General features: G+C 63.4%; 20 protein-coding genes. 9 read left to right on the top strand and 11 right to left on the bottom strand.

Annotation, left to right across the window (positions count from 1 at the left end):
• Positions 1-36 precede the first annotated feature (36 nt).
• Positions 37-348: a metalloregulator ArsR/SmtB family transcription factor gene (locus tag ACLQ8T_RS14265; protein WP_413456416.1), complete on the bottom strand. Its 312-nt coding sequence runs from the start codon at positions 346-348 to the stop codon at positions 37-39.
• Positions 349-455: 107 nt separating this feature from the next.
• Positions 456-1,406 (bottom strand): beta-ketoacyl-ACP synthase III, encoded by a 951-nt coding sequence (locus tag ACLQ8T_RS14260; RefSeq protein ID WP_413455031.1) that lies wholly within the window; start codon positions 1,404-1,406, stop codon positions 456-458.
• Positions 1,407-1,655: 249 nt separating this feature from the next.
• Between ACLQ8T_RS14260 and ACLQ8T_RS14255 the strand changes: the two genes are divergently transcribed.
• Positions 1,656-2,486, top strand: coding sequence for a metallophosphoesterase family protein (locus ACLQ8T_RS14255; RefSeq protein WP_413455030.1), 831 nt, complete (start codon positions 1,656-1,658; stop codon positions 2,484-2,486).
• A 64-nt stretch (positions 2,487-2,550) separates the two neighbouring features.
• Entirely contained in the window at positions 2,551-3,111 is a 561-nt protein-coding gene (locus ACLQ8T_RS14250) for a histidine phosphatase family protein (RefSeq protein ID WP_413455029.1), read from the top strand.
• A 137-nt stretch (positions 3,112-3,248) separates the two neighbouring features.
• On the opposite strand, the gene ACLQ8T_RS14245 is transcribed toward ACLQ8T_RS14250, so the two are convergent.
• The 4 genes from ACLQ8T_RS14245 to ACLQ8T_RS14230 all read right to left on the bottom strand — a co-directional run bounded on the left by ACLQ8T_RS14245 (position 3,249) and on the right by ACLQ8T_RS14230 (position 6,391).
• Positions 3,249-4,418, bottom strand: coding sequence for an acetyl-CoA C-acyltransferase (locus tag ACLQ8T_RS14245; protein WP_413455028.1), 1,170 nt, complete (start codon positions 4,416-4,418; stop codon positions 3,249-3,251).
• On the bottom strand, positions 4,415-5,065 hold the full coding sequence (locus ACLQ8T_RS14240; protein ID WP_066141785.1) for a CoA transferase subunit B: 651 nt from the start codon (positions 5,063-5,065) through the stop codon (positions 4,415-4,417). Before ACLQ8T_RS14240 ends, ACLQ8T_RS14245 begins: the two co-directional genes overlap by 4 nt.
• A gap of 2 nt (positions 5,066-5,067) precedes the next feature.
• Positions 5,068-5,772 carry a CoA transferase subunit A gene (locus ACLQ8T_RS14235; protein ID WP_204723009.1) on the bottom strand — a complete coding sequence of 235 codons (705 nt, stop codon included), beginning with the start codon at positions 5,770-5,772 and terminating at the stop codon, positions 5,068-5,070.
• Between the two features lie 163 nt (positions 5,773-5,935).
• Positions 5,936-6,391 carry a VOC family protein gene (locus ACLQ8T_RS14230; protein WP_413455027.1) on the bottom strand — a complete coding sequence of 152 codons (456 nt, stop codon included), beginning with the start codon at positions 6,389-6,391 and terminating at the stop codon, positions 5,936-5,938.
• Positions 6,392-6,495: 104 nt separating this feature from the next.
• On the opposite strand from ACLQ8T_RS14230, the gene ACLQ8T_RS14225 reads away from it, so the two are divergent.
• Entirely contained in the window at positions 6,496-7,284 is a 789-nt protein-coding gene (locus ACLQ8T_RS14225; RefSeq protein WP_413455026.1) for an IclR family transcriptional regulator, read from the top strand.
• 108 nt (positions 7,285-7,392) lie between these two features.
• Positions 7,393-8,493, top strand: a complete 1,101-nt coding sequence (locus ACLQ8T_RS14220; RefSeq protein WP_413455025.1) for an alanine racemase — start codon at positions 7,393-7,395, stop codon at positions 8,491-8,493.
• On the opposite strand, the gene ACLQ8T_RS14215 is transcribed toward ACLQ8T_RS14220, so the two are convergent.
• Positions 8,490-10,196, bottom strand: coding sequence for an NERD domain-containing protein (locus ACLQ8T_RS14215; protein WP_413455024.1), 1,707 nt, complete (start codon positions 10,194-10,196; stop codon positions 8,490-8,492). The genes ACLQ8T_RS14220 and ACLQ8T_RS14215 overlap by 4 nt on opposite strands.
• Positions 10,197-10,316: 120 nt before the next feature.
• On the opposite strand from ACLQ8T_RS14215, the gene ACLQ8T_RS14210 reads away from it, so the two are divergent.
• The 4 genes from ACLQ8T_RS14210 to ACLQ8T_RS14195 all read left to right on the top strand — a co-directional run bounded on the left by ACLQ8T_RS14210 (position 10,317) and on the right by ACLQ8T_RS14195 (position 13,321).
• Complete coding sequence (locus ACLQ8T_RS14210; RefSeq protein ID WP_413455023.1) at positions 10,317-12,005, top strand: long-chain-fatty-acid--CoA ligase; 1,689 nt, start codon at positions 10,317-10,319, stop codon at positions 12,003-12,005.
• A gap of 105 nt (positions 12,006-12,110) precedes the next feature.
• Positions 12,111-12,392, top strand: a complete 282-nt coding sequence (locus tag ACLQ8T_RS14205) for a type II toxin-antitoxin system RelE/ParE family toxin (RefSeq protein ID WP_413455022.1) — start codon at positions 12,111-12,113, stop codon at positions 12,390-12,392.
• Positions 12,367-12,681: a HigA family addiction module antitoxin gene (locus ACLQ8T_RS14200; protein WP_038993262.1), complete on the top strand. Its 315-nt coding sequence runs from the start codon at positions 12,367-12,369 to the stop codon at positions 12,679-12,681. Before ACLQ8T_RS14205 ends, ACLQ8T_RS14200 begins: the two co-directional genes overlap by 26 nt.
• A gap of 403 nt (positions 12,682-13,084) precedes the next feature.
• Positions 13,085-13,321, top strand: a complete 237-nt coding sequence (locus ACLQ8T_RS14195; protein ID WP_413456428.1) for a hypothetical protein — start codon at positions 13,085-13,087, stop codon at positions 13,319-13,321.
• Here the strand turns inward: ACLQ8T_RS14195 and ACLQ8T_RS14190 are convergent.
• Entirely contained in the window at positions 13,217-13,462 is a 246-nt protein-coding gene (locus ACLQ8T_RS14190; RefSeq protein ID WP_413456415.1) for a type II toxin-antitoxin system prevent-host-death family antitoxin, read from the bottom strand. The two genes, ACLQ8T_RS14195 and ACLQ8T_RS14190, sit on opposite strands and share 105 nt — an antisense overlap.
• A 59-nt stretch (positions 13,463-13,521) precedes the next feature.
• Here ACLQ8T_RS14190 and ACLQ8T_RS14185 point away from each other — a divergent pair, with 59 nt between their 5' ends.
• Positions 13,522-14,142, top strand: a complete 621-nt coding sequence (locus tag ACLQ8T_RS14185) for a M23 family metallopeptidase (protein WP_413455021.1) — start codon at positions 13,522-13,524, stop codon at positions 14,140-14,142.
• Positions 14,143-14,355: 213 nt separating this feature from the next.
• Here ACLQ8T_RS14185 and ACLQ8T_RS14180 read toward each other — a convergent pair whose 3' ends face one another.
• From ACLQ8T_RS14180 to ACLQ8T_RS14170, 3 genes are read right to left on the bottom strand one after another with little or no spacing between them, the layout of a single operon-like run.
• On the bottom strand, positions 14,356-15,951 hold the full coding sequence (locus ACLQ8T_RS14180; protein ID WP_413455020.1) for a dipeptide ABC transporter ATP-binding protein: 1,596 nt from the start codon (positions 15,949-15,951) through the stop codon (positions 14,356-14,358).
• Entirely contained in the window at positions 15,948-16,745 is a 798-nt protein-coding gene (locus tag ACLQ8T_RS14175; RefSeq protein ID WP_204723000.1) for an ABC transporter permease, read from the bottom strand. The genes ACLQ8T_RS14180 and ACLQ8T_RS14175 overlap by 4 nt, the downstream gene beginning before the upstream one ends.
• Positions 16,742-17,674, bottom strand: coding sequence for an ABC transporter permease (locus ACLQ8T_RS14170; RefSeq protein ID WP_413455019.1), 933 nt, complete (start codon positions 17,672-17,674; stop codon positions 16,742-16,744). The genes ACLQ8T_RS14175 and ACLQ8T_RS14170 overlap by 4 nt, the downstream gene beginning before the upstream one ends.

Genomic DNA, 17,674 nt, shown 5'->3' with positions numbered 1-17,674 from the left:
ATTCGTGATCGCGAACACTCTAGTCAGTGCAGTGGCCTAGTGCGGGAACGCAGGAGTAGAACACCTGCGTCCCCGCACCTGGCTGAGCGTTGTCCTGCCTCCAGGACACGCTTGAGCATCCGCAGATCGGCGGTGTTCGCTCGGCGCATCATCGGGGTAGCGCTGGCGCCCGTCCTTCCTGGCGTTGAGCAAACCGGCTTCGATCAACAGCAACAGGTGTTGGGAGATGGCGGACCTGCTGACCGGGAAATGCCTGGCCAGCTCCGTCACCGTTCGTTCACCGGAGCCGAGCAGCTGGATCAGGCGCTTGCGTGTCGGTTCAGCGGCGACTTCCAGCACATCGAGCATATGCAATGCGTTAGCCGTTGCTAACGCATTGCATAAGGTCTGCCGGGAAATTAACCGCAAAAGGCGCACGGGCAGATTGCCAGTGCGCCTTTCGCGAAGAAGGAAGCCTAGGGAATGGTGACGATCTGGCCTGCGTAGGCCAGGCCGCCGCCGAAGGCGAACAGCAGCGCCTTGGACCCCGAAGGCAGCGGCTCATCCGAAGCCATCAGCTTGGACAGTGCCAGCGGCACCGAGGCGGCCGAGGTGTTGCCTGAGTAGACCACGTCGGTGGCCACGCGTGCGTTCGGTGCGCCGATCTTCTCGGCCAGCGGCTCGATGATGCGCAGGTTGGCCTGGTGCAGGACGATGGCATCCAGCTCTTCCGGCTTCATGCCCGCACGCTCGATAATCTGCGAAGCGATCTTCGGCAGCTGGGTCACGGTCCAGCGGTAGACGCTCTGGCCGTTCTGCGCGAACTTCATGTCGTTCTCGGCCTCGATGCGCACGGCATCGGACAGCGACGGGACTGAACCCCAGACGACTGGCGAAATGCCGTTGTCTTCCGACGCGGTGATCACGAAGGCGCCAGCGCCATCGGCGGTGAGCACGCAGGTGGTGCGGTCGGTGAAGTCGGTGTAGTCGGTGAGCATTTCGGAGCCGATAACCAGAGCGTTGGTGGCGGTGCCTGCCGCGATAGCACCTTGGGCGATGCCCACTGCATGGGCGAAGCCAGAGCAAGCCACGTTGACATCCATGGTGGCAGGGCCCTGCTCCATGTTCAGTGCATCGGCAACGCGGGCCGCCATATTCGGCGAGCGGTCGGTGGCGGTGCAGGTCGCGACAACAATCAAATCGATATCTGCTGCCTTGATGTCTGCCGAATTGCCGAAAGCCATCTCGGCGGCCTTGATGGCCATGGAGTCGACGGTTTCAACACCGGTGCCCCAGCGGCGTTCCTCGATGCCGACGCGGCGGGTAATCCACTCGTCGCTGGTTTCCACCAGCTTCTCCAGCTCGGTATTCGGGACGATGCGCTCTGGCTGGAAATGGCCAAAGGCGACGACTTTGCTGCCGGTCATGGATATAGCTCCTCGGTGGATTCAAAACTTCTCTCTTCAAGGTTAGTCGTTTTGAATGCTACTCGCTGTTCATATGCGCCATAAAGCATGTAATACGGGGTTTTCCCTGTCTTAGATAGCCCATTTGTCCGGCATTCGGGGAACCTTGATTCTTCAGGACTTCATATGGTGTCGGCGCCCTGTTCACCTGCTGGCCAAACCTCCGGCGTTCAATGGGATGAAATGCGGCAGCCGCACGGGAGGGAATAGATGGAGCCTCTGACGATCATCCAATTGAGCGACACCCACCTGCACTCCGAAGGGCAGCTGCTTCACGGGACCATTGATTCGTGGCAGCGCACCGAGCAGGCGCTGGAAGCGGCCGCATGCCTGGAGCCGGATGCCATCGTGGTGACTGGCGATATCGCCGACCGCGGTTCGCCCGTCCATGAGCGGGCCGCCGAGCTGTTCAACCGGACGCAGCGTGTACTGGATTGCCCGGTCATCAGCGTACCGGGCAATCATGACCCGTTGGGAGCGGTGGGGGAGTTGTTCAACACCAGGCGCCTGTCCACCGGTCCCCGTCCAGCCGACACGGTGCACGAGGTCCACGGGCTTCGAATCATCGGACTGGATAGCGGGGGATTCCAACTGGCCCAGGGGAACCTTGAGCGCGAGCAGCTCGATTGGCTTTCCGCGCTCCTGGTGGCGCCAGCGCCGCTCGGATCCCTCCTGCTGTTGCACCATCCTCCGGTGGAGGCCACCAATGAGGCCCGTGCTGGACGCGGACTGCAGAACCCCATGGAGCTGGCGGCCATTACAGCCGGTAGCGATATCCGTGCGATCCTTTGCGGCCACTACCATCAGGCGTCCACCAGCCAGCTGGTGAACACACAGGTGTTCATGGCTCCTGCAGTGTCCTACAACATGAATCCATTCGCCCCGACCCAGATCGTTGCCGAGCCCGCGGCGGCATTCAACGTCATCAATGTCGGGGCAAAAACAGTGGATGCGTTCGCTGCGTCCAGCGACCAGTGCTCTGCGCTGAACGAAAGCTCGGCCCTGCCCGCGCCAGTCAAGAGTTCGCAGACCAGCAACTGACTCGAAGAACAGAACTGAGCACCGGGCGCGTGTCGCCGCGGTGCAGGCCAGAAAGAAGAAGACGATGAGTGCACAGAAACTAGTACTGATCCGCCACGGACAGACCGAATGGAACAAGGCAGGACGACTGCATGGACGCAGCGACCTGCCGATGAACGACACGGGCATTCGCCAAGCCCAGCAGCTCACCGCCGAGCTGGCGCCTCAGGCACCGTGGGATGCGGTGTATTCCTCCCCGCTGTTCCGTGCCCGCCAAACCGCGCAGATCATCGCCAACAGCTTGGGCATCCGCGCCCTGCACGAGAACCCGGAACTGATGGAGCAGGACTTCGGCAATCTGGAAGGCACCTTGGTTGCCGATGGTGCCGATGAGCAGCGCCAGTTGCTGGTGGGCACCGGCGAAACCGAGGAGCACCTGGTGGGCCGTGCAGTGAATGCCCTGTTCAAGATCTGCCATCAGCATCCGGGACAGAATGTCTTGGTCGTCAGCCACAGTGCCTTGATCTGCTCGGTAATCGCTGCGCTCACCGCAGAAAGCAACCCGCGGATGGCCAATGGAACCTACATCGAACTGGACCCGCAACTGCTGATCAACCACGTATCGCGTGAGCCGCTCTGGCATTAGAAACGAAGCGCAAGGCACAGCATCGAAACATCAGGCGAGCAGCTCGAGAATTCTTGCTCGTGATCCACCGGGACAACGAAAAGCCGGTGCGGCCTGATCCCAGCAGGACCTGGCCGCACCGGCTTATCGGGTAGTTGCTACAGCGAGCGCAGGACCAATGCTGTGCCCTGGCCGCCGCCACCGCAGATGCCGATGGCGCCCAGCGAACCGGCAGGCAGCTCGTTCAGCTGGCGGGCCAGCGTACCGACGATTCGTGCACCGGAAGCACCGATCGGGTGGCCCAGGGCGATGGCGCCGCCATGCGGGTTCACGATGGAGGCATCCAGGCCCAGCACCTTGGTGGACTGCACCGACACGGCGGCGAAGGCCTCGTTGATTTCCACTGCCTTCAGGTCCTTCGCTTCAGCGCCTGCCTTCCGCAGGGCTGCGCTGATCGCGTTGGATGGCTGCTCGTGCAAGGTACGGTCCGGACCGGCAACAAAAGCATGGGAGACGATTTCCGCCAGCGGCTTCAGACCCAGGCGCTCAATGGCCGCGTCGCTGGCCAGCACCACTGCCGCGGCGCCATCGGTGATCTGCGAGGAGTTGCCCGCGGTGATGGTGCCTTCCTTGGCGAAGGCCGGGCGCAGCTTGCCCAGGGACTCCACGGTGGTTTCTGCGCGGACGCCGTCATCTTCGCTGATGGTGGTGTCGCCACGACGGCTGGAAATGGTGAAAGGCGCAATCTCGCCGGCTGCGAAATCGCGGGAAGCGGCAGCGCGCTGGTGGGAAGCAGCCGAAACCGTATCCTGGGCCTCGCGGGTCATCGACAGCTTGGCGTTGTGCTCCTCGGTGGAAGCACCCATCGAACGCTTCTCGGCGGCATCCGTCAGGCCGTCGTATTCCAGGGTGTCGATCATTTCGATGGCACCGTACTTGGCACCGGCACGGGCGCGCTGCACGTGCGGAGCCAGCGACATCGATTCCTGGCCGATGGCCAGGACAACATCTGCTTCGCCGCTGTTGATCAAGCGGGCACCTGCCACCACTGCTTCTGCACCTGAAAGGCACACCGCATTCACCGCGATAGCCGGAACATCCAGCGGAACACCGGCGCCCACAGCAGCTTGGCGGGCCGGATTCTGGCCAGCGCCGCCCTGCAGCACCTGGCCGACGACGACCTGCTGCACCTCGCTGGGTGCTACTCCAGCGCCTTCCAGTGCCGCCTTCGCGGCGTGCGCGCCCAGCTCGGTGGCGGGAACCGCGGCGAAAACGCCATTGAACTTCACGAACGGGGTACGGGCGTAGCCCACAATCTTTGCGGTCATGCTTTCAGATCCTCCACAATATCCACGGCAAATTCCGCTGCCGTGATTTCCTTGATGCTTTCCACGCTTTCCCCCGGGGCCACTGCACGCAGGGTCAAGCTCGAGTCCTCTATATCAAACACTGCTCGATCGGTGATGATGCGGTTGACCACGCCGACTCCGGTCAGCGGCAGGTCGCATTTCTCGACGATCTTGGATGTTCCGTCCTTGGCCACGTGATCGGTCAAGACGATCACGCGCGGGGTGCCGGCGACCAGATCCATGGCGCCGCCCATGCCCTTGACCAGCTTGCCCGGGATAGTCCAGTTGGCCAGATCGCCGTTGGCGGCGACCTGCAGGGCACCGAGGATCGCGGTCTGGACGTGGCCGCCGCGGATCATGCCAAAGGAGGTCGCCGAATCGAAGAAGCTGCCGCCGGGCAGTATCGTCACGGTCTGCTTGCCGGCATTGATCAAATCAGCGTCCTCTTCGCCTTCATAGGGGAAGGGACCCATGCCCAGCAGGCCGTTTTCGCTCTGCAGCTTGACCGATACGCCGTCCGGCAGGTTATTGGCCACCATCGTGGGGATTCCAATGCCCAGATTCACGTACTGGCCATCGGTCAGCTCGCTGGCGGCGATGGCCGCCATTTCATCTCGAGTCCACATGTTCATGCCTCCTTTCGGCTGCGCACGGTGCGCTGTTCAATGTCCTTGACGTCATCGGCCTGGACCAGCGTCTGCACGAAAATTCCCGGGGTTTCCACCAATGACGGGTCCAAATAGTCATCGAGGATCTCTTCGGCCTCGGCGAAGGTGTGCCGGCCCGACATGGCGGCCAGCGGGTTGAAGTTCTTCGAGGTCATCCGATAGCGCAGGTTGCCTTCCGCATCCGCCTGGTGCGCCTTGACCAGGGCGATGTCGGCGAAGATGCCGCGTTCCAGGATCGCCGGCTTGCCATTGAATTCCATGACTTCCTTGCCTTCGGCAATCGGCGTTCCCACGCCGGTTGGCGTGAAGAACGCGGGGATGCCGACACCGCCAGCACGCAGGCGCTCGGCCAAGGTGCCTTGCGGGCAGAATTCAACTTCCAGATCTCCATCAAGGAACTGCTGGGCGAACAACTTGTTCTCCCCGACGTAGGAGGCCAGGACCTTGGAAACCTGCTTGTTTTCCAACAGGACGCCCAGTCCCTTGCCGTCGACGCCCATGTTGTTTGAAACGATCGTCAGGTTGGTTGCCTTCGAGTCCCGCAACGCGGTGATCAGCCGGTTCGGGATGCCGGATAGGCCGAATCCGCCTACTGCGATGGTCATGCCATCCTTGACGACGGCAGCCAGGGCGGCGGCTGCGTCATCCTGAAACTTCGTTGTCATCGATTCCTCCATGTGTCCACTATGTGGAGCTCGGATCTGCTTAGTCCCTAACGTACGTAGTCGCAGGTGAGCATGCAATAGACCCGGAGATTTGCCGGTGAATTGGTCGGATGGTGAGGAAAAGCGGGCACCCTGTCCATATCATGGACGCATATGACGGGAGCTAGACGATGTCGAACTCGTTGCCTTCGATATCGAGCATGCAGATGGCGAAATGGCCCATCTCGGGCATGTCGTGAACGGTCTGGACCTTTGCCCCCAAACTGACCAGGCGCTCTGCCTCGTCGGTGATGATCTGCCGGCGCTGCTCGAAGCGGACACCGCGGCCGCCGCTGACTAGCAAATCCAGATGCAGGCGGTTCTTGACGTGCTTGGCTTCCGGCACCTGCTGGAACCAAATCCGGGGCCCACCACCGTGCGGATCGACCAGCGACTCCGGAACGTCGCCGGCGCCGGGCGGCAATTCATCCTCGGGCACACCCATCGACTGCCAGTAGGCGCGCCATGTCGCATGCCCGTCCGGGGCCGGTTCGGGAACATAGTGCAAAGCCTCAGCCCAGAAATCAACCATTGCTTGCGGATCAGCGCAGTCGATGACGATCTGCCATGTATTTTCCATATGCCGAATTATCCGCCGATCGGCCCCACGGCAACAGGGGTGCGGCGACAAAGTATGAAGCCGGAATTTAGCAGGCCCGAACCCCCATCGTCCATAATGTGGTCATGAGCAATTCCCCGGCTGGAACCCAGGTCGTTGGACGGCTGGCCGCCGTGCTGCGCGCCGTGAGCACCTCCATGCCCGAGGGCATCACCACGACGCAGGCCGCCCGGAGCACCGGGCTGGCTCGCCCCACCGTGCACCGGCTGCTCAGTGCGCTGGCTACCGAAGGATTCTGCGACCACGATAACCGCACCGGCCGCTGGCTGCTGGGACCCGAGCTCTACCTCATGGGCGCGGTGGCCGCCGAACGCTACGACATCAGCGAACTGGCCCGCGAGCACGTGGCAGCGCTCGCCGAAGCCACCGGAGAAAGCGCGTTCCTCTCGGCCCGCCGCGGGGACGAAACCGTGTGCCTGCTGCGCCAGGACGGGGCCTTCCCGATCCGCTCCTTCGTCCTGTATGAAGGCCGGCGCTTCCCGCTCGGTGTCGCCTCGGCCGGCATCGCCATTCTTGCGTTCCTGCCCGAGCAGGGGATCGAACGCTACCTGCGCAACGCTGACCTGGAGCCCGAATACGGGCCGGCGCATTCGCGCGACGAGCTGCGCAAGAAGGTCGCCGAAACCCGCCAGCTGGGCTATTCGGTGAACCCCGGCCTGATCGTTGAAGGCAGCTGGGGGATGGGTGCCGCCGTATTCGACAACTCCGGACAGCCAGCCTGGGCGCTGAGCCTGACCGGCATCCACACCCGCTTTGAAGAAGGCCGCCGCCAGGAATTGGGCAACCTCTTGCTGCACCACGCCCATGAGCTGTCCACCAAGCTGTCCAGCCGGCCAGGCACGCTGCCACGCTAGTTCTTCCTTCCCCTATACAAAGCTCCCTGCGGTAGTCTTTCAGATCGGCGGGAACGGAATTTCCAAGGTTCCCTGCGACGCAGTACACGTGCAAGAAGGACAGAAAATTTGGGCATTATCCCGGCCGGCATCAACACCCCGCAGATCATCGTTGACGTAGCGAAGCTCCAGCAGAACATCGACCGGGTGGCCCATCGGGTGGCAAGCCAAGGGCTGAAACTGCGCCCGCATGCCAAGACCCATAAGATGCATGAGATCGCCGAACGCCAGTTGAATGCCGGTGCCGCCGGACTCACCGTGGCCACCGTGGGCGAAGCCCTCGCCTTCGCGTTGCACGGTGTCGCCAAGATCTTCATCGCCTACCCGCTGTGGGTCAATGAATCCCAGGCAGAGCGGATCATGGAGCTGATGCGGCGGGCCAAGCTGAGCATCGGCACCGATTCGGTCGAAGCCGTCCAGCAGATGGCCAAGATGCTGGGGGAGAAGGCCTCCAAGGTCAAGCTCATCATCGAGATCGACAGCGGCCATCACCGAAGCGGCACCAGCCCGCAAGGAGCAGTCGAGATTGCCGAGGCCGCCCGTGCTTTGGGAATGCGCGTGCACGGGATCTTCACCTTCCCCGGCCACAGCTACTCGCCGGATGGCATTGACGCGGCCTTGAACGATGAGCACAAGGCCTTGGCCGAGGCGGCTTTCCTGCTGCGCGAGGCAGGGCATAAGATCAAGCGGATCAGCGGCGGCTCCACCCCGACGGCGGAACTCAGCGACAATTCGGTGCTGACCGAAGTGCGTCCAGGGGTCTATGTCTTCGGCGATGCGCAGCAGTTCGAACTAGGGCGCGTGCGCTGGGAGGATATTTCGCTTTCTGTCGCATCCACCGTGATCAGCCGGCATCAAGGCGATGCGCGGATTCCACGGCGCATCGTGCTGGACGCGGGCAGCAAGGTGCTGGGAGGCGACCGCCCGGCCTGGGCTACCGGCTACGGGCGCATCGCCGAATGCCCGGACGCCCGGATCAGTGCGCTGTCCGAGCACCATGCCACCGTGCTGTGGCCCGAAGACCAGCCGCTGCCTGCCCATGGCCAGCAGCTGCAGGTCATCCCCAACCACGTCTGCGTCGCAGTGAACCTGGTTGATACCGTGCTGGCCGTGCATGAGGACGGCACGAGCGAGGAATGGGATGTGGCGGCCCGCGGGCTGAATTTCTAGCCGCTCACGGTGTCCGAGGCGGGCCGCCAATCCAGCGCCGCGTCCAAGGAAATTTGCCGATTCGCGCCACTGGCCTCATCGATGAGTTCCTTCTCGCCGACAACCACCAGCAGGCTGCGTGCCCGGGAAAAGCCGACGTAGAGCTGCTCGGTAGCGCGCTGCATGTCCTTGAAGCCGTTGACGCAGAGGATCACCACGCTGCGTTCCAGCCCCTTGAAGCCGAGCACGTGCCCATAGAATTCCTCCTCATCCTGGTGGAAGGCTGGCCAGTACTCGCTGTCGATCGTTCCGTTCTCGAAGTGGTCCTGGTGAATGGGGTGGCGCCGGTTGGTGGTCAGCAGCGCGATCTGGTTGTTCGCCCACCCCTCGTCGAGCAAGGCGTCAACGCAATCGGAAGCGATATCCACGGCGTCTTCCGTTGCGCAATTGACGTAGCGGACAGCATAGCCCTCGCCGCCGCGAAGCTTTGAATGGTTGCCGATGATCTGCTTGAACGTATCGGCGATTCGGCGTGTATTGCGCAGGTTGTCGTCGACGTGGATCGGAACCAGCGGCATGCCATCTCCGGAGAACTGCCCATCCCAGCGCTGGTACACATCCTGGCGGTCATCCATGAAGGCGTAGACGTCGCCGTTTGCCGGATCCTTGGTGCAGGCCAGAAGCGCTTCCCACCAGCTGCCGGCGAAGTCCTGGGCTTCGTCAACAATCAACGCATCAAGCTTCTCTTCTTCGGGCAGGGTCCGGCTCAATGCGAGCAGATGCTGCGGCAATTCCACCTCGAAGTATTCTTGGCCGGTCCCATCGGGAACACCGAGCTTCCGGGCATATTCGTGGAATTCGCCAACGTGCACCGGCTTGTTCTGCCGCCAGGTTCCCACCTCGGACTGCAGGTATAGCCCCAGGCCCTTGTTGTAGCAGAACAGGCCGACGCGCTTGTCGTCCTTGGCGAGTTCCTTGGCCTTCCGCAACGCCATCCAGGTCTTGCCGCTGCCGGCACCGCCAAGGAACTGGACACGCTTCAGGGAGCGGGTGCAGGAGAGCAGGATGGACTGACGGGCGGTGAGCGTTTCCTGGATGTCCTCGTTGGACATGGCCTGGGCGTAATCGACCTCGGCCGGCGTCGCCCCCAGCGGACCGGTGTCCCCATTCAAATGCCTGATCATGCGTTCGGCGAACTCCGGAGCGAGCGTAGAGGACCCGGCACCGCGCTCATTGATGGCGTGGTGCACATGGGTGACGAGGCTTTCGACCTGGCCCCGGTCGATCACCAGATCGCGCGGAAGGCCCACCGATGAATAATCGGCTGGCCAATCGGTATAGGGGAAGCAGACGAGATCAGCGATGCGGCTGGTGAAGCGGCTGCCCATATGCTTGCCCAGCAGCTCGCGCAGCGCATGGGATGCGCTTTGCACCTGGGCCATGGGACTTTCCTTCAACGGATGCTTGTCCTTGGCCCCGGACTGGTACCAAGTGCCGTTCTCCACGCTGACCAGACCGCCCTTGACCTCGATAACTGCCACGCCGACTCCGGGCAGGAGTACCAGAAGATCAATTTCGTGTTCCGCCCGCTGATGGCGCAACTGCACGGAATGGAAAAGCAATGCGTCATCCGGCAAATCGCGACGCAGAATTTCCCACACCTTCTTTTCTGCGGCGGTCTTGTCGGTGAATTCAGGTTCCTGCGGGTAGCAGCGCACCATCATGGCCTCCTCATCTCCTATTGGCAGTCTATCCAGTGACGCAGGCAACATGCGCAAGATATTTCACCGCGCACCGCCGCCCTGAAATCGCGCCAGGGGCTGCAACAAGGCATGATTGGAGATATGGAAAATAGTGCTGCGCCCGCATGGGTGGCGAATTACCAGCCCGGAGTCCCCGTCGAAATCGAGCTGCCAACCGAACCGCTCAGCCGCATGTTCGAGCGCTCGGTTCGCGAAGCCGGTGACAGCCCGGCCACCGAATTCTTCGGACGCCGCACCAGCTACGCGGATCTGGGGGACCAGGTGGCAAAGGCCGCCGAAGGCTTGCGCAGGCTCGGCGTGCGTGCCGGGGATCGCGTCGCATTGGTCCTGCCCAACTGCCCGCAGCATGTGGTCGCGTTCTACGCGATCCTGCGCCTTGGCGCCGTCGTGGTGGAGCATAACCCGCTGTACACCTCGCGCGAACTGCGCCACCAGTTCGAAGACCACCAGGCGCGCATCGTGATTGCCTGGGACAAGGTCGTGGCCAACCTCCAGGAATTCCCCAAGGACGTGCAGCTCGACTCGATCGTCTCGGTCAACCTGCTCGAAGCTTTCCCTGCGGTCAAGCGCTTGGCGCTGAACCTGCCGGTGAAGAAGCTGCGCGAGACCAAGGCATCGCTCACGGCCCGCACCTCGGGCACTGTGGCCTGGAAGGAGCTGCTCTCCGGGCCGGCACTGGATGAAAGCCATCCGCATCCGGATGTCAACGACCTGGCGGTCATCCAGTACACCTCGGGCACCACCGGGCACCCCAAGGGCGCCATGCTCACCCACTTCAATCTGTACTCCAACGCCCTGCAGGGCGAGGCCTGGATGCTCGGTGCCAAGGAACGCGAGGAAATCCTCTACGCGATCCTGCCGATGTTCCATGCCTTCGGCATGACCCTGTACCTGACCTTCGGCGTGAAGAAGCAGGGCCTGCTGGTGCTCTTCCCGAAATTCGACCCGGACATGATCCTGGATGCCTGGAAGAAATCCCCGGCCACCGTGTACTGCGCGGTGCCGCCCATCTACGAACGCACCGCCCTGGCCGCCAAGGAACGCGGGATGTCGCTGAAGAGCGCCAAGTACTGCATCTCCGGGGCAATGAATCTGCCGGACCACGTGGTGGAGCTATGGGAATCGATGTCCGGCGGCCTGCTGGTGGAAGGCTACGGAATGACCGAGTCCTCCCCGGTGGCACTGGGCAATCCCTTCCACCCGAGCCGGCGCACCGGCACCATCGGTGTGCCCTTCCCCTCGACGCTGATGAAGGTCGTCGACGTGGAGGACCCCTCCCGCGAAGTGGCCCAGGGCGAGCCGGGTGAATTGCTGGTCAAGGGCCCGCAGGTGTTCCAGGGCTACTGGAACAACCCGGAGGAGACTGCCAAGGCCAAGACCGAGGACGGCTGGCTGCGTTCGGGAGATGTGGTCACCGTGGACGAGGACGGCTTCGCCCAGGTGGTGGACCGCGCCAAGGAACTGATCATCACCGGTGGCTTCAATGTTTCACCGACCGAGGTGGAGATCGCGTTGCGCCAGCATGCCGATGTTGCCGATGCCGCAGTCTTCGGCAAGCCATTGGCCCGTGGCGGCGAAATGGTGGTTGCCGCGGTGCAGCTCGAAGAAGGCGCCGGGCTGAACGAGGACGCGTTGCGCGCCCACTGCCGCGAGCTGCTGGCCGCCTACAAGGTGCCCAAGCGCATCGTGCAGATCGATGAGATGCCGCGCTCGCTGCTGGGCAAGATCCTGCGCAAGCAGGTCAAGGACCAGATGTCGGACCTGGTCTAAGGACTCAGAGCCTACGGGTAGTCGTGAGTGGCTGGAGTGCGGTGGTGTTCCGATTTAACGTATAGCGTTATTGACGCTCCGCGTTAAGCGTTGCATGCTGTAGGTGTGATCAGATCCTCCGCCGACAAGGCGACTGAGCGACTTTGGCATCGCGATAAGGCGCCGTCGGTCGATCCCCGTGTCCAGAAGGCAGCCATTCGAAAGTTGACGCAGATCCATGCCGCTCGATTCCTCGACTCGCTGCGCGTGCCACCTGGCAACCGGTTGGAGTCGCTGAAAGGCGACCGTGTGGGACAGCACAGCATCCGGGTCAACGATCAGTGGCGAATCTGTTTCAGCTGGCCAGAAGGAGGTGCCGAGAATGTCGAACTCGTCGACTACCACTGAGAAGTGGGATCCCGTTCATCCAGGTGAGGTTCTCATGGAGGACTTCATCGAAGGGTTCGGGATCACCCAGAACAAGCTGGCTGTATCTATCGGCGTGCCGCCACGCCGCATCAATGAGATCGTGCACGGCAAGCGTGCGATCACTGCTGACACGGCGTTGCGCCTTGGGCGCTACTTCGGGATCGACCCACAGTTCTGGCTCAACCTGCAGGCGCACTATGAGCTGGAGCTAGCCCGGGACCGGGTGTCGGAGCAGATCGAGGCGATCACACCTCTAGCCGTCGCCTGACCAGTACAGGATTCGTTGTTCGGCGCGACCGGCAGGCGCCTGAGGACGTCGCGAAGTTGCTCGCCACGGTCCCCGAGTGATTCGCGCGGCCGGATTCCAACGAGCATTACATCGAGGCAGCTCACTCCAAGGAGACGTGGGGTATCCGAAGCAGTGAGGGGACGGTCGTCGGCGTCACGCTGATCGATCGCCACTTTCCGCGTGTCGCTGAAGTGCATCTCACTGTCGTCATCGAGGCTGCTGAAGGCGGGTTTTGCCGAGGGCCGAGTGCTTGCCCCTCGCGAATTGAAGTCGTTGGTGCCCACCGTGAAGCGAACTGTCCAAGTCCCGTACTATAAGGTCCCAATCGGTGCCTTTGGCCTCCACGCTGGGGCTCGAGTGAGTGAGATCTACATTGGGATCGATGAGGAACCATCGCCGCTCATCGATTGACCTCTCGACGGTGCCCGCGCCTGAGGATCAACACAACCAGTTCAACGTCCACAACGTCATGAACGACTCGGTAGTCACCGGTTCCGATGCGATACGCCACGAATCAGTGGCCGACCTCGGCGGCGAGATCCTCGTGGTAGATGCGTTCGGTCTCTTGGCGCGCGGCCGCCGCGGCACGAATGTCGGCTTGATCTTCCAACGCCTGTAGCGCGCGATCGCAGAACTCCGGAGATACGACGACTGCGCGTCGACCAGCCCCGCGGGAGGTGATCACGACAGGCTCACGCTGTGCTGTGGCGATGAGATCGGCCTGGCGGTTGCGGACGTCGGCGGGGGCTACGGAAATCATGAACCCATGGTAGATCTTGTACAAGAAGGCAACATGGGTTTTGGCTTACAGGGGTTGTTATGAGCGGCGGCAATGCGGTGCACCTGCACTATCCCTTCACCGGGCTCTGGCTGGTCCAGAACAGCCCGGCGGACCGGGTGCCCAGCCACGGAACAACCCTGTTCGCCTCATCCTACGCCATCGACTTCGTCCAGGTCGCTGAGCAGGGAGGGTCCGCGCCAGTGACCGCCAGGACCTGGTTAGGCACAGAGGAGCCAACGATTTTTTTCGGTTTCGGGGTGCCCATCCTGGCGCCGTGCGCCGGGACCGTGATCGCGGCGGACGACTCGATGCCCGACCATCGCGCCCGACGCGGGCTGGCATCAGTTGGCTATGCGCTGACCCAACGCCAGCGGCTTGCCCAAGGGTGGCAGGCGCTCGCCGGGAACCACGTGATGATCCAAACCGGTGCAGCGGTAGTTGTGCTATGCCACCTGAAGCAGGGAAGCCTCGAAGTTGGCGTCGGAGACCACGTCGCGCTCGGGGATCTCATTGCCGCATGCGGCAACTCCGGCAATAGCACCGAACCGCATGTTCATGTGCAGGCTATCGACAGGCTGCCCGTGCACGCAGCAGAGGCGGTGCCGATGCTTTTCGACGGCCAGCTTCCGCGCAACGGCATGATTCTGGAAATTCCTTGAATAGCCCAAGTGTCGTCAAGCCAAGTATGGATGCCAGCATACTTAGCACGGGAGTCTAATGTGTGAAAAACATTATCCAGTTCCCGAGATGTTTCGATTCGCAGCAGAACAAGCACACAACACATGCTCGAACTGATGGTGTTGGTGTAAGTGCGTGAGTACCTCTCGGGATACGAATGACCCAAGCGATACTGGGGACGCGGTTAGAGGCCCTCAGCGCAACCGCGGCATGGCGGAGAGCAGCAGCTTCGTGTATTCCTGTTGCGGAGCTGCGAAGACCTGGGCTGTCGTACCCTGCTCGATGATCTTGCCCTGATGCATTACCGCGACGGTATCGCTCATATGCTCGATGACCGATAAATCGTGGCTGATGAACAGGTAGCTGGTCCCGGTCTCGACCTGGATCCTATCCAGCAGATCCAGCACGGTGGCCTGGATGGAAGCATCCAGCGCGGAGACCGGCTCGTCGAGGACCAGCACCGATGGCTTCGGCGCCAGTGCACGGGCAATGGCCAGACGCTGGCGCTGCCCGCCTGAAAGCTCACGCGGATTGCGCTCCAGCAAACCAGGGGATAATTCAACCTGTTCCAGTAGTTCGGCCACCGGGACCCGGTATTCGGCAGCGCGCTTGGACTTGCCCCGGCTCAGCGCATCGGCCAGTAGCTGGCCCACGGAATAGCGCGGGTCGAAGGATCCCAGCGGGTTCTGGTAGATCGCGCCCATTTGCTCGCGCAGCTTCCGGCGCTGCGGCTCATGGGCCGGGACGAAGCGTTCGCCGAGCAGCTCGACCGTGCCGGCATCCGGTTGCTGCAAGCCCAGGACCATGCGGGCAGTGGTGGTCTTGCCCGATCCGGATTCGCCAACGATGCCCAGGGTCTTGCCGCGGGGCACCTCGAAGCTGGCCGACTCGACGGCCGCCTGCTTTCCGAAGCTCTTCGACAGCCCCTTGGCCGACAGCGCGCTGGAAGCCGGCGCGGCATCTTTCTGCATCGGTGCGGCCAACGGCCTGCTGGATGCCGACAAGGGTGCGAAGCGCGGCACGCCCGAAGGCACGGCGCGTAGCAGCTGCCGGGTGTACTCGTGCTGCGGGTTGCCCAGGATCTGTGCGGTGGTCCCGGCCTCGACAATCTCGCCTTGGCGCATCACCGCGATGTCATCGGCCAGGTGGCCTACCTGGGCCAGGTCGTGGCTGATCATCAGCACGCCGCGGCCCTGCTTCTTCAGCTCGCGCAGCTGTGCGAGAACCAAGGCGGTCAGCGCCGAGTCCAGCGCGGTGGTGGCCTCATCGGCGATGACCACCTGCGGGTTGCCGGCCAGGGCCTGGGCAATCAGCGCGCGCTGGCGCATGCCGCCGGAAAGCTCGGTGGAACGCTGCCTGGCGCGGCGTTCGGGTTCGGGCATGCGCACGGACTCAAGCACCTGGATGACCCGCTGCTGCCGCTCGGCCCGGGGCAGCTTGCCGTGGGCCTTGAGCGCGTCGCCGATTTCCCGGCCCACCGGACGCAGCGGATCCAGCGCCATCAGGGCATCCTGCAGGATCATCGAGACGGAATTGCCGCGGATCTGCTGCCAGCTGCGCTCGGACAGCGACAGGGCATCCTGCCCGCAGACTGCCAGCTTATCCGCGGTCGCGATGCCGCCGGAGAGTCCCAGCAGGCTGCGTGCGGTCACGGATTTGCCGGAGCCTGATTCGCCCACCAGGGCCAGGCAACGTCCAGCCTGGACGGTGAAGGAAACGTTCTTCACCGCCACGGTGGAACCGAAGCTGACCGACAGGTTCCTGGCGGTGATCAATGCTTGCCCGTTCATACGGTCCTGGCCTTTCCGCCCAGCGCGCGGCCGATCAGGGTGGCGCCGGCGGCCACGAAAACAATTGCCAGACCGGGGAACAGGCTCATCCACCAGGCCAGGTGCAGGTAGGTGCGCCCGGCCGAGAGCATGGCGCCCCATTCGGGCGCTGGCGGCGGAGTGCCCAAGCCCAGGAAGGACAGCGCGGCGGCCCAGATGACCGCCTGGCCAATCCCCAAGGTCACCAGTGCCAGCAAGGGCTTCAGGGCGTTGGGCACCAGGTGGTTGCGCACGCGCAGCCAGGTGCCGCGGCCCAGCACGGTGGCCGCCTCCAGCATTTCCGAGCCCTTCAACGTGCGGATCTGGCTGCGCACCAGCCGTGCGTAGCCCGGCGCGGTGGACAGGCCTACCGCGACGATGGCAGGCCCGACGCCGGGCCCGGTGAAGGCGATGAGCAGCAGCGCCATCAGCAGGGAAGGGATCGCGTACAGCGCTTCGAGCACCCGCAGGATGATCTCATCAAGCCAGCGCGGGGACAGCGCCGCGGCGGTGCCCAAGACGATGGCCAGCCCCATGCCCAGCGCGGTGGCGGCCAACCCGATGGCCAGCGAGTCGCGGGCGCCATGGATGACGCGGGTATAGATGTCGCGGCCGGATTCGTCGGTGCCGAAGAAGTGCGAGGTGCCGGGCGCCTGGAATGCCTCGGCCGGGTTGATTGCCAACGGGTCGCCGGGAGCCAGTACAGAGGGAGCCAGCGCGACGAGCAGCCACAAGGCGATGAAGCTGAGGCTGAGGATCTTGGCGGTGCGGCTCATGAGCTCGCTCCTGCCGGGTCGATGGCACGTTCGAGGCCTTCGGTGATGGCCATGACCACGATGTACACCAGTGCGGAGAACAAGGCGATGCCGGTGACCATGGGAATGTCGCGGGCCAGCACCGCAGAGAGCAGCGAGCGGCCCAGGCCCGGGCGGGCGAAGACCGCTTCGACCACCACTGCCCCGGAGAGCAGCGAGGAAAAGGCCCACCCGGTCAGACCCAGTGCTGGCAAGGCCGCATGGCGCAGGCCATGGCGCCAGAAGACTGCCAGCCGGCTCTCGCCGCGGGCTCGGGCGGCCAGCGCGAACTGGCTTGACATGGCGTAGCTAAGCGAATCGCGCATCAGCTGGGTGAGGAAGCCGGCCAGCGGCAGAGCCAGGGTCAGCACCGGCAGGATGAGGCCCTGGGTCGTGCCGTTGTCCACCGCCGGCAGCCAGCCGAGCATCGAGGAGAAGAGCATGATCAGCACCGCGCCAAGCCAGAAGTGCGGCACCGCGGCGGCAATGATTTCCACGATATTCCCCACCCAGGCGCCCACCCGGTTGGCGCGCATGGCCAGGGCGGCGAAGCACAGGGACAGCACCCACGCAGCGGCCAGGGCGAGCAGCGCCAGCCAGAGGGTGTTGGGCAGGACCTCGCCCATGATGCCGATCACCGGCTGCTTGAGCGAATAGGAGGTGCCGAAATCGCAGGTGGCCAGCTTGCCCAGGTACATCAGGTACTGGGCGATGAGCGGCCGGTCCAGTCCGTACTCGGCGCGGGCAACGGCCAGCGCTTCGGCCGAGGCCTGGGAGCCGGGGCCGCCCATGATTGCTTCGGCCGGGTCGCCGGGGATCAGCCGGATGGCGATGAAGATGGCGGTGGCGACCAGCCACAGCACCACCAGCGCGCCGCCGATCTTGCGCCCGGCCCAAGCAATCGTGCCCAC

This window comes from Glutamicibacter sp. FR1 (genome assembly GCF_047300825.1).
Lineage (GTDB): Bacteria > Actinomycetota > Actinomycetes > Actinomycetales > Micrococcaceae > Glutamicibacter > Glutamicibacter nicotianae.
Note: the sequence above shows the minus strand (reverse complement) of the source record. Positions and strands in the feature narration are given on the sequence as shown.

Excerpts from the sequence above, each read along its gene's own strand:
- ACLQ8T_RS14235 (WP_204723009.1), bottom strand. The coding sequence starts at position 5,772 with ATGACAACGAAGTTTCAGGATGACGCAGCCGCCGCCCTGGCTGCCGTC.
- ACLQ8T_RS14260 (WP_413455031.1), bottom strand. The coding sequence starts at position 1,406 with ATGACCGGCAGCAAAGTCGTCGCCTTTGGCCATTTCCAGCCAGAGCGC.
- ACLQ8T_RS14185 (WP_413455021.1), top strand. The coding sequence starts at position 13,522 with ATGAGCGGCGGCAATGCGGTGCACCTGCACTATCCCTTCACCGGGCTC.
- ACLQ8T_RS14240 (WP_066141785.1), bottom strand. The coding sequence starts at position 5,065 with ATGTGGACTCGAGATGAAATGGCGGCCATCGCCGCCAGCGAGCTGACC.
- ACLQ8T_RS14250 (WP_413455029.1), top strand. The coding sequence starts at position 2,551 with ATGAGTGCACAGAAACTAGTACTGATCCGCCACGGACAGACCGAATGG.
- ACLQ8T_RS14180 (WP_413455020.1), bottom strand. The coding sequence starts at position 15,951 with ATGAACGGGCAAGCATTGATCACCGCCAGGAACCTGTCGGTCAGCTTC.
- ACLQ8T_RS14175 (WP_204723000.1), bottom strand. The coding sequence starts at position 16,745 with ATGAGCCGCACCGCCAAGATCCTCAGCCTCAGCTTCATCGCCTTGTGG.
- ACLQ8T_RS14210 (WP_413455023.1), top strand. The coding sequence starts at position 10,317 with ATGGAAAATAGTGCTGCGCCCGCATGGGTGGCGAATTACCAGCCCGGA.
- ACLQ8T_RS14195 (WP_413456428.1), top strand. The coding sequence starts at position 13,085 with ATGAGGAACCATCGCCGCTCATCGATTGACCTCTCGACGGTGCCCGCG.
- ACLQ8T_RS14215 (WP_413455024.1), bottom strand. The coding sequence starts at position 10,196 with ATGATGGTGCGCTGCTACCCGCAGGAACCTGAATTCACCGACAAGACC.
- ACLQ8T_RS14200 (WP_038993262.1), top strand. The coding sequence starts at position 12,367 with ATGTCGAACTCGTCGACTACCACTGAGAAGTGGGATCCCGTTCATCCA.
- ACLQ8T_RS14230 (WP_413455027.1), bottom strand. The coding sequence starts at position 6,391 with ATGGAAAATACATGGCAGATCGTCATCGACTGCGCTGATCCGCAAGCA.
- ACLQ8T_RS14245 (WP_413455028.1), bottom strand. The coding sequence starts at position 4,418 with ATGACCGCAAAGATTGTGGGCTACGCCCGTACCCCGTTCGTGAAGTTC.
- ACLQ8T_RS14190 (WP_413456415.1), bottom strand. The coding sequence starts at position 13,462 with ATGATTTCCGTAGCCCCCGCCGACGTCCGCAACCGCCAGGCCGATCTC.
- ACLQ8T_RS14255 (WP_413455030.1), top strand. The coding sequence starts at position 1,656 with ATGGAGCCTCTGACGATCATCCAATTGAGCGACACCCACCTGCACTCC.
- ACLQ8T_RS14225 (WP_413455026.1), top strand. The coding sequence starts at position 6,496 with ATGAGCAATTCCCCGGCTGGAACCCAGGTCGTTGGACGGCTGGCCGCC.
- ACLQ8T_RS14265 (WP_413456416.1), bottom strand. The coding sequence starts at position 348 with ATGCTCGATGTGCTGGAAGTCGCCGCTGAACCGACACGCAAGCGCCTG.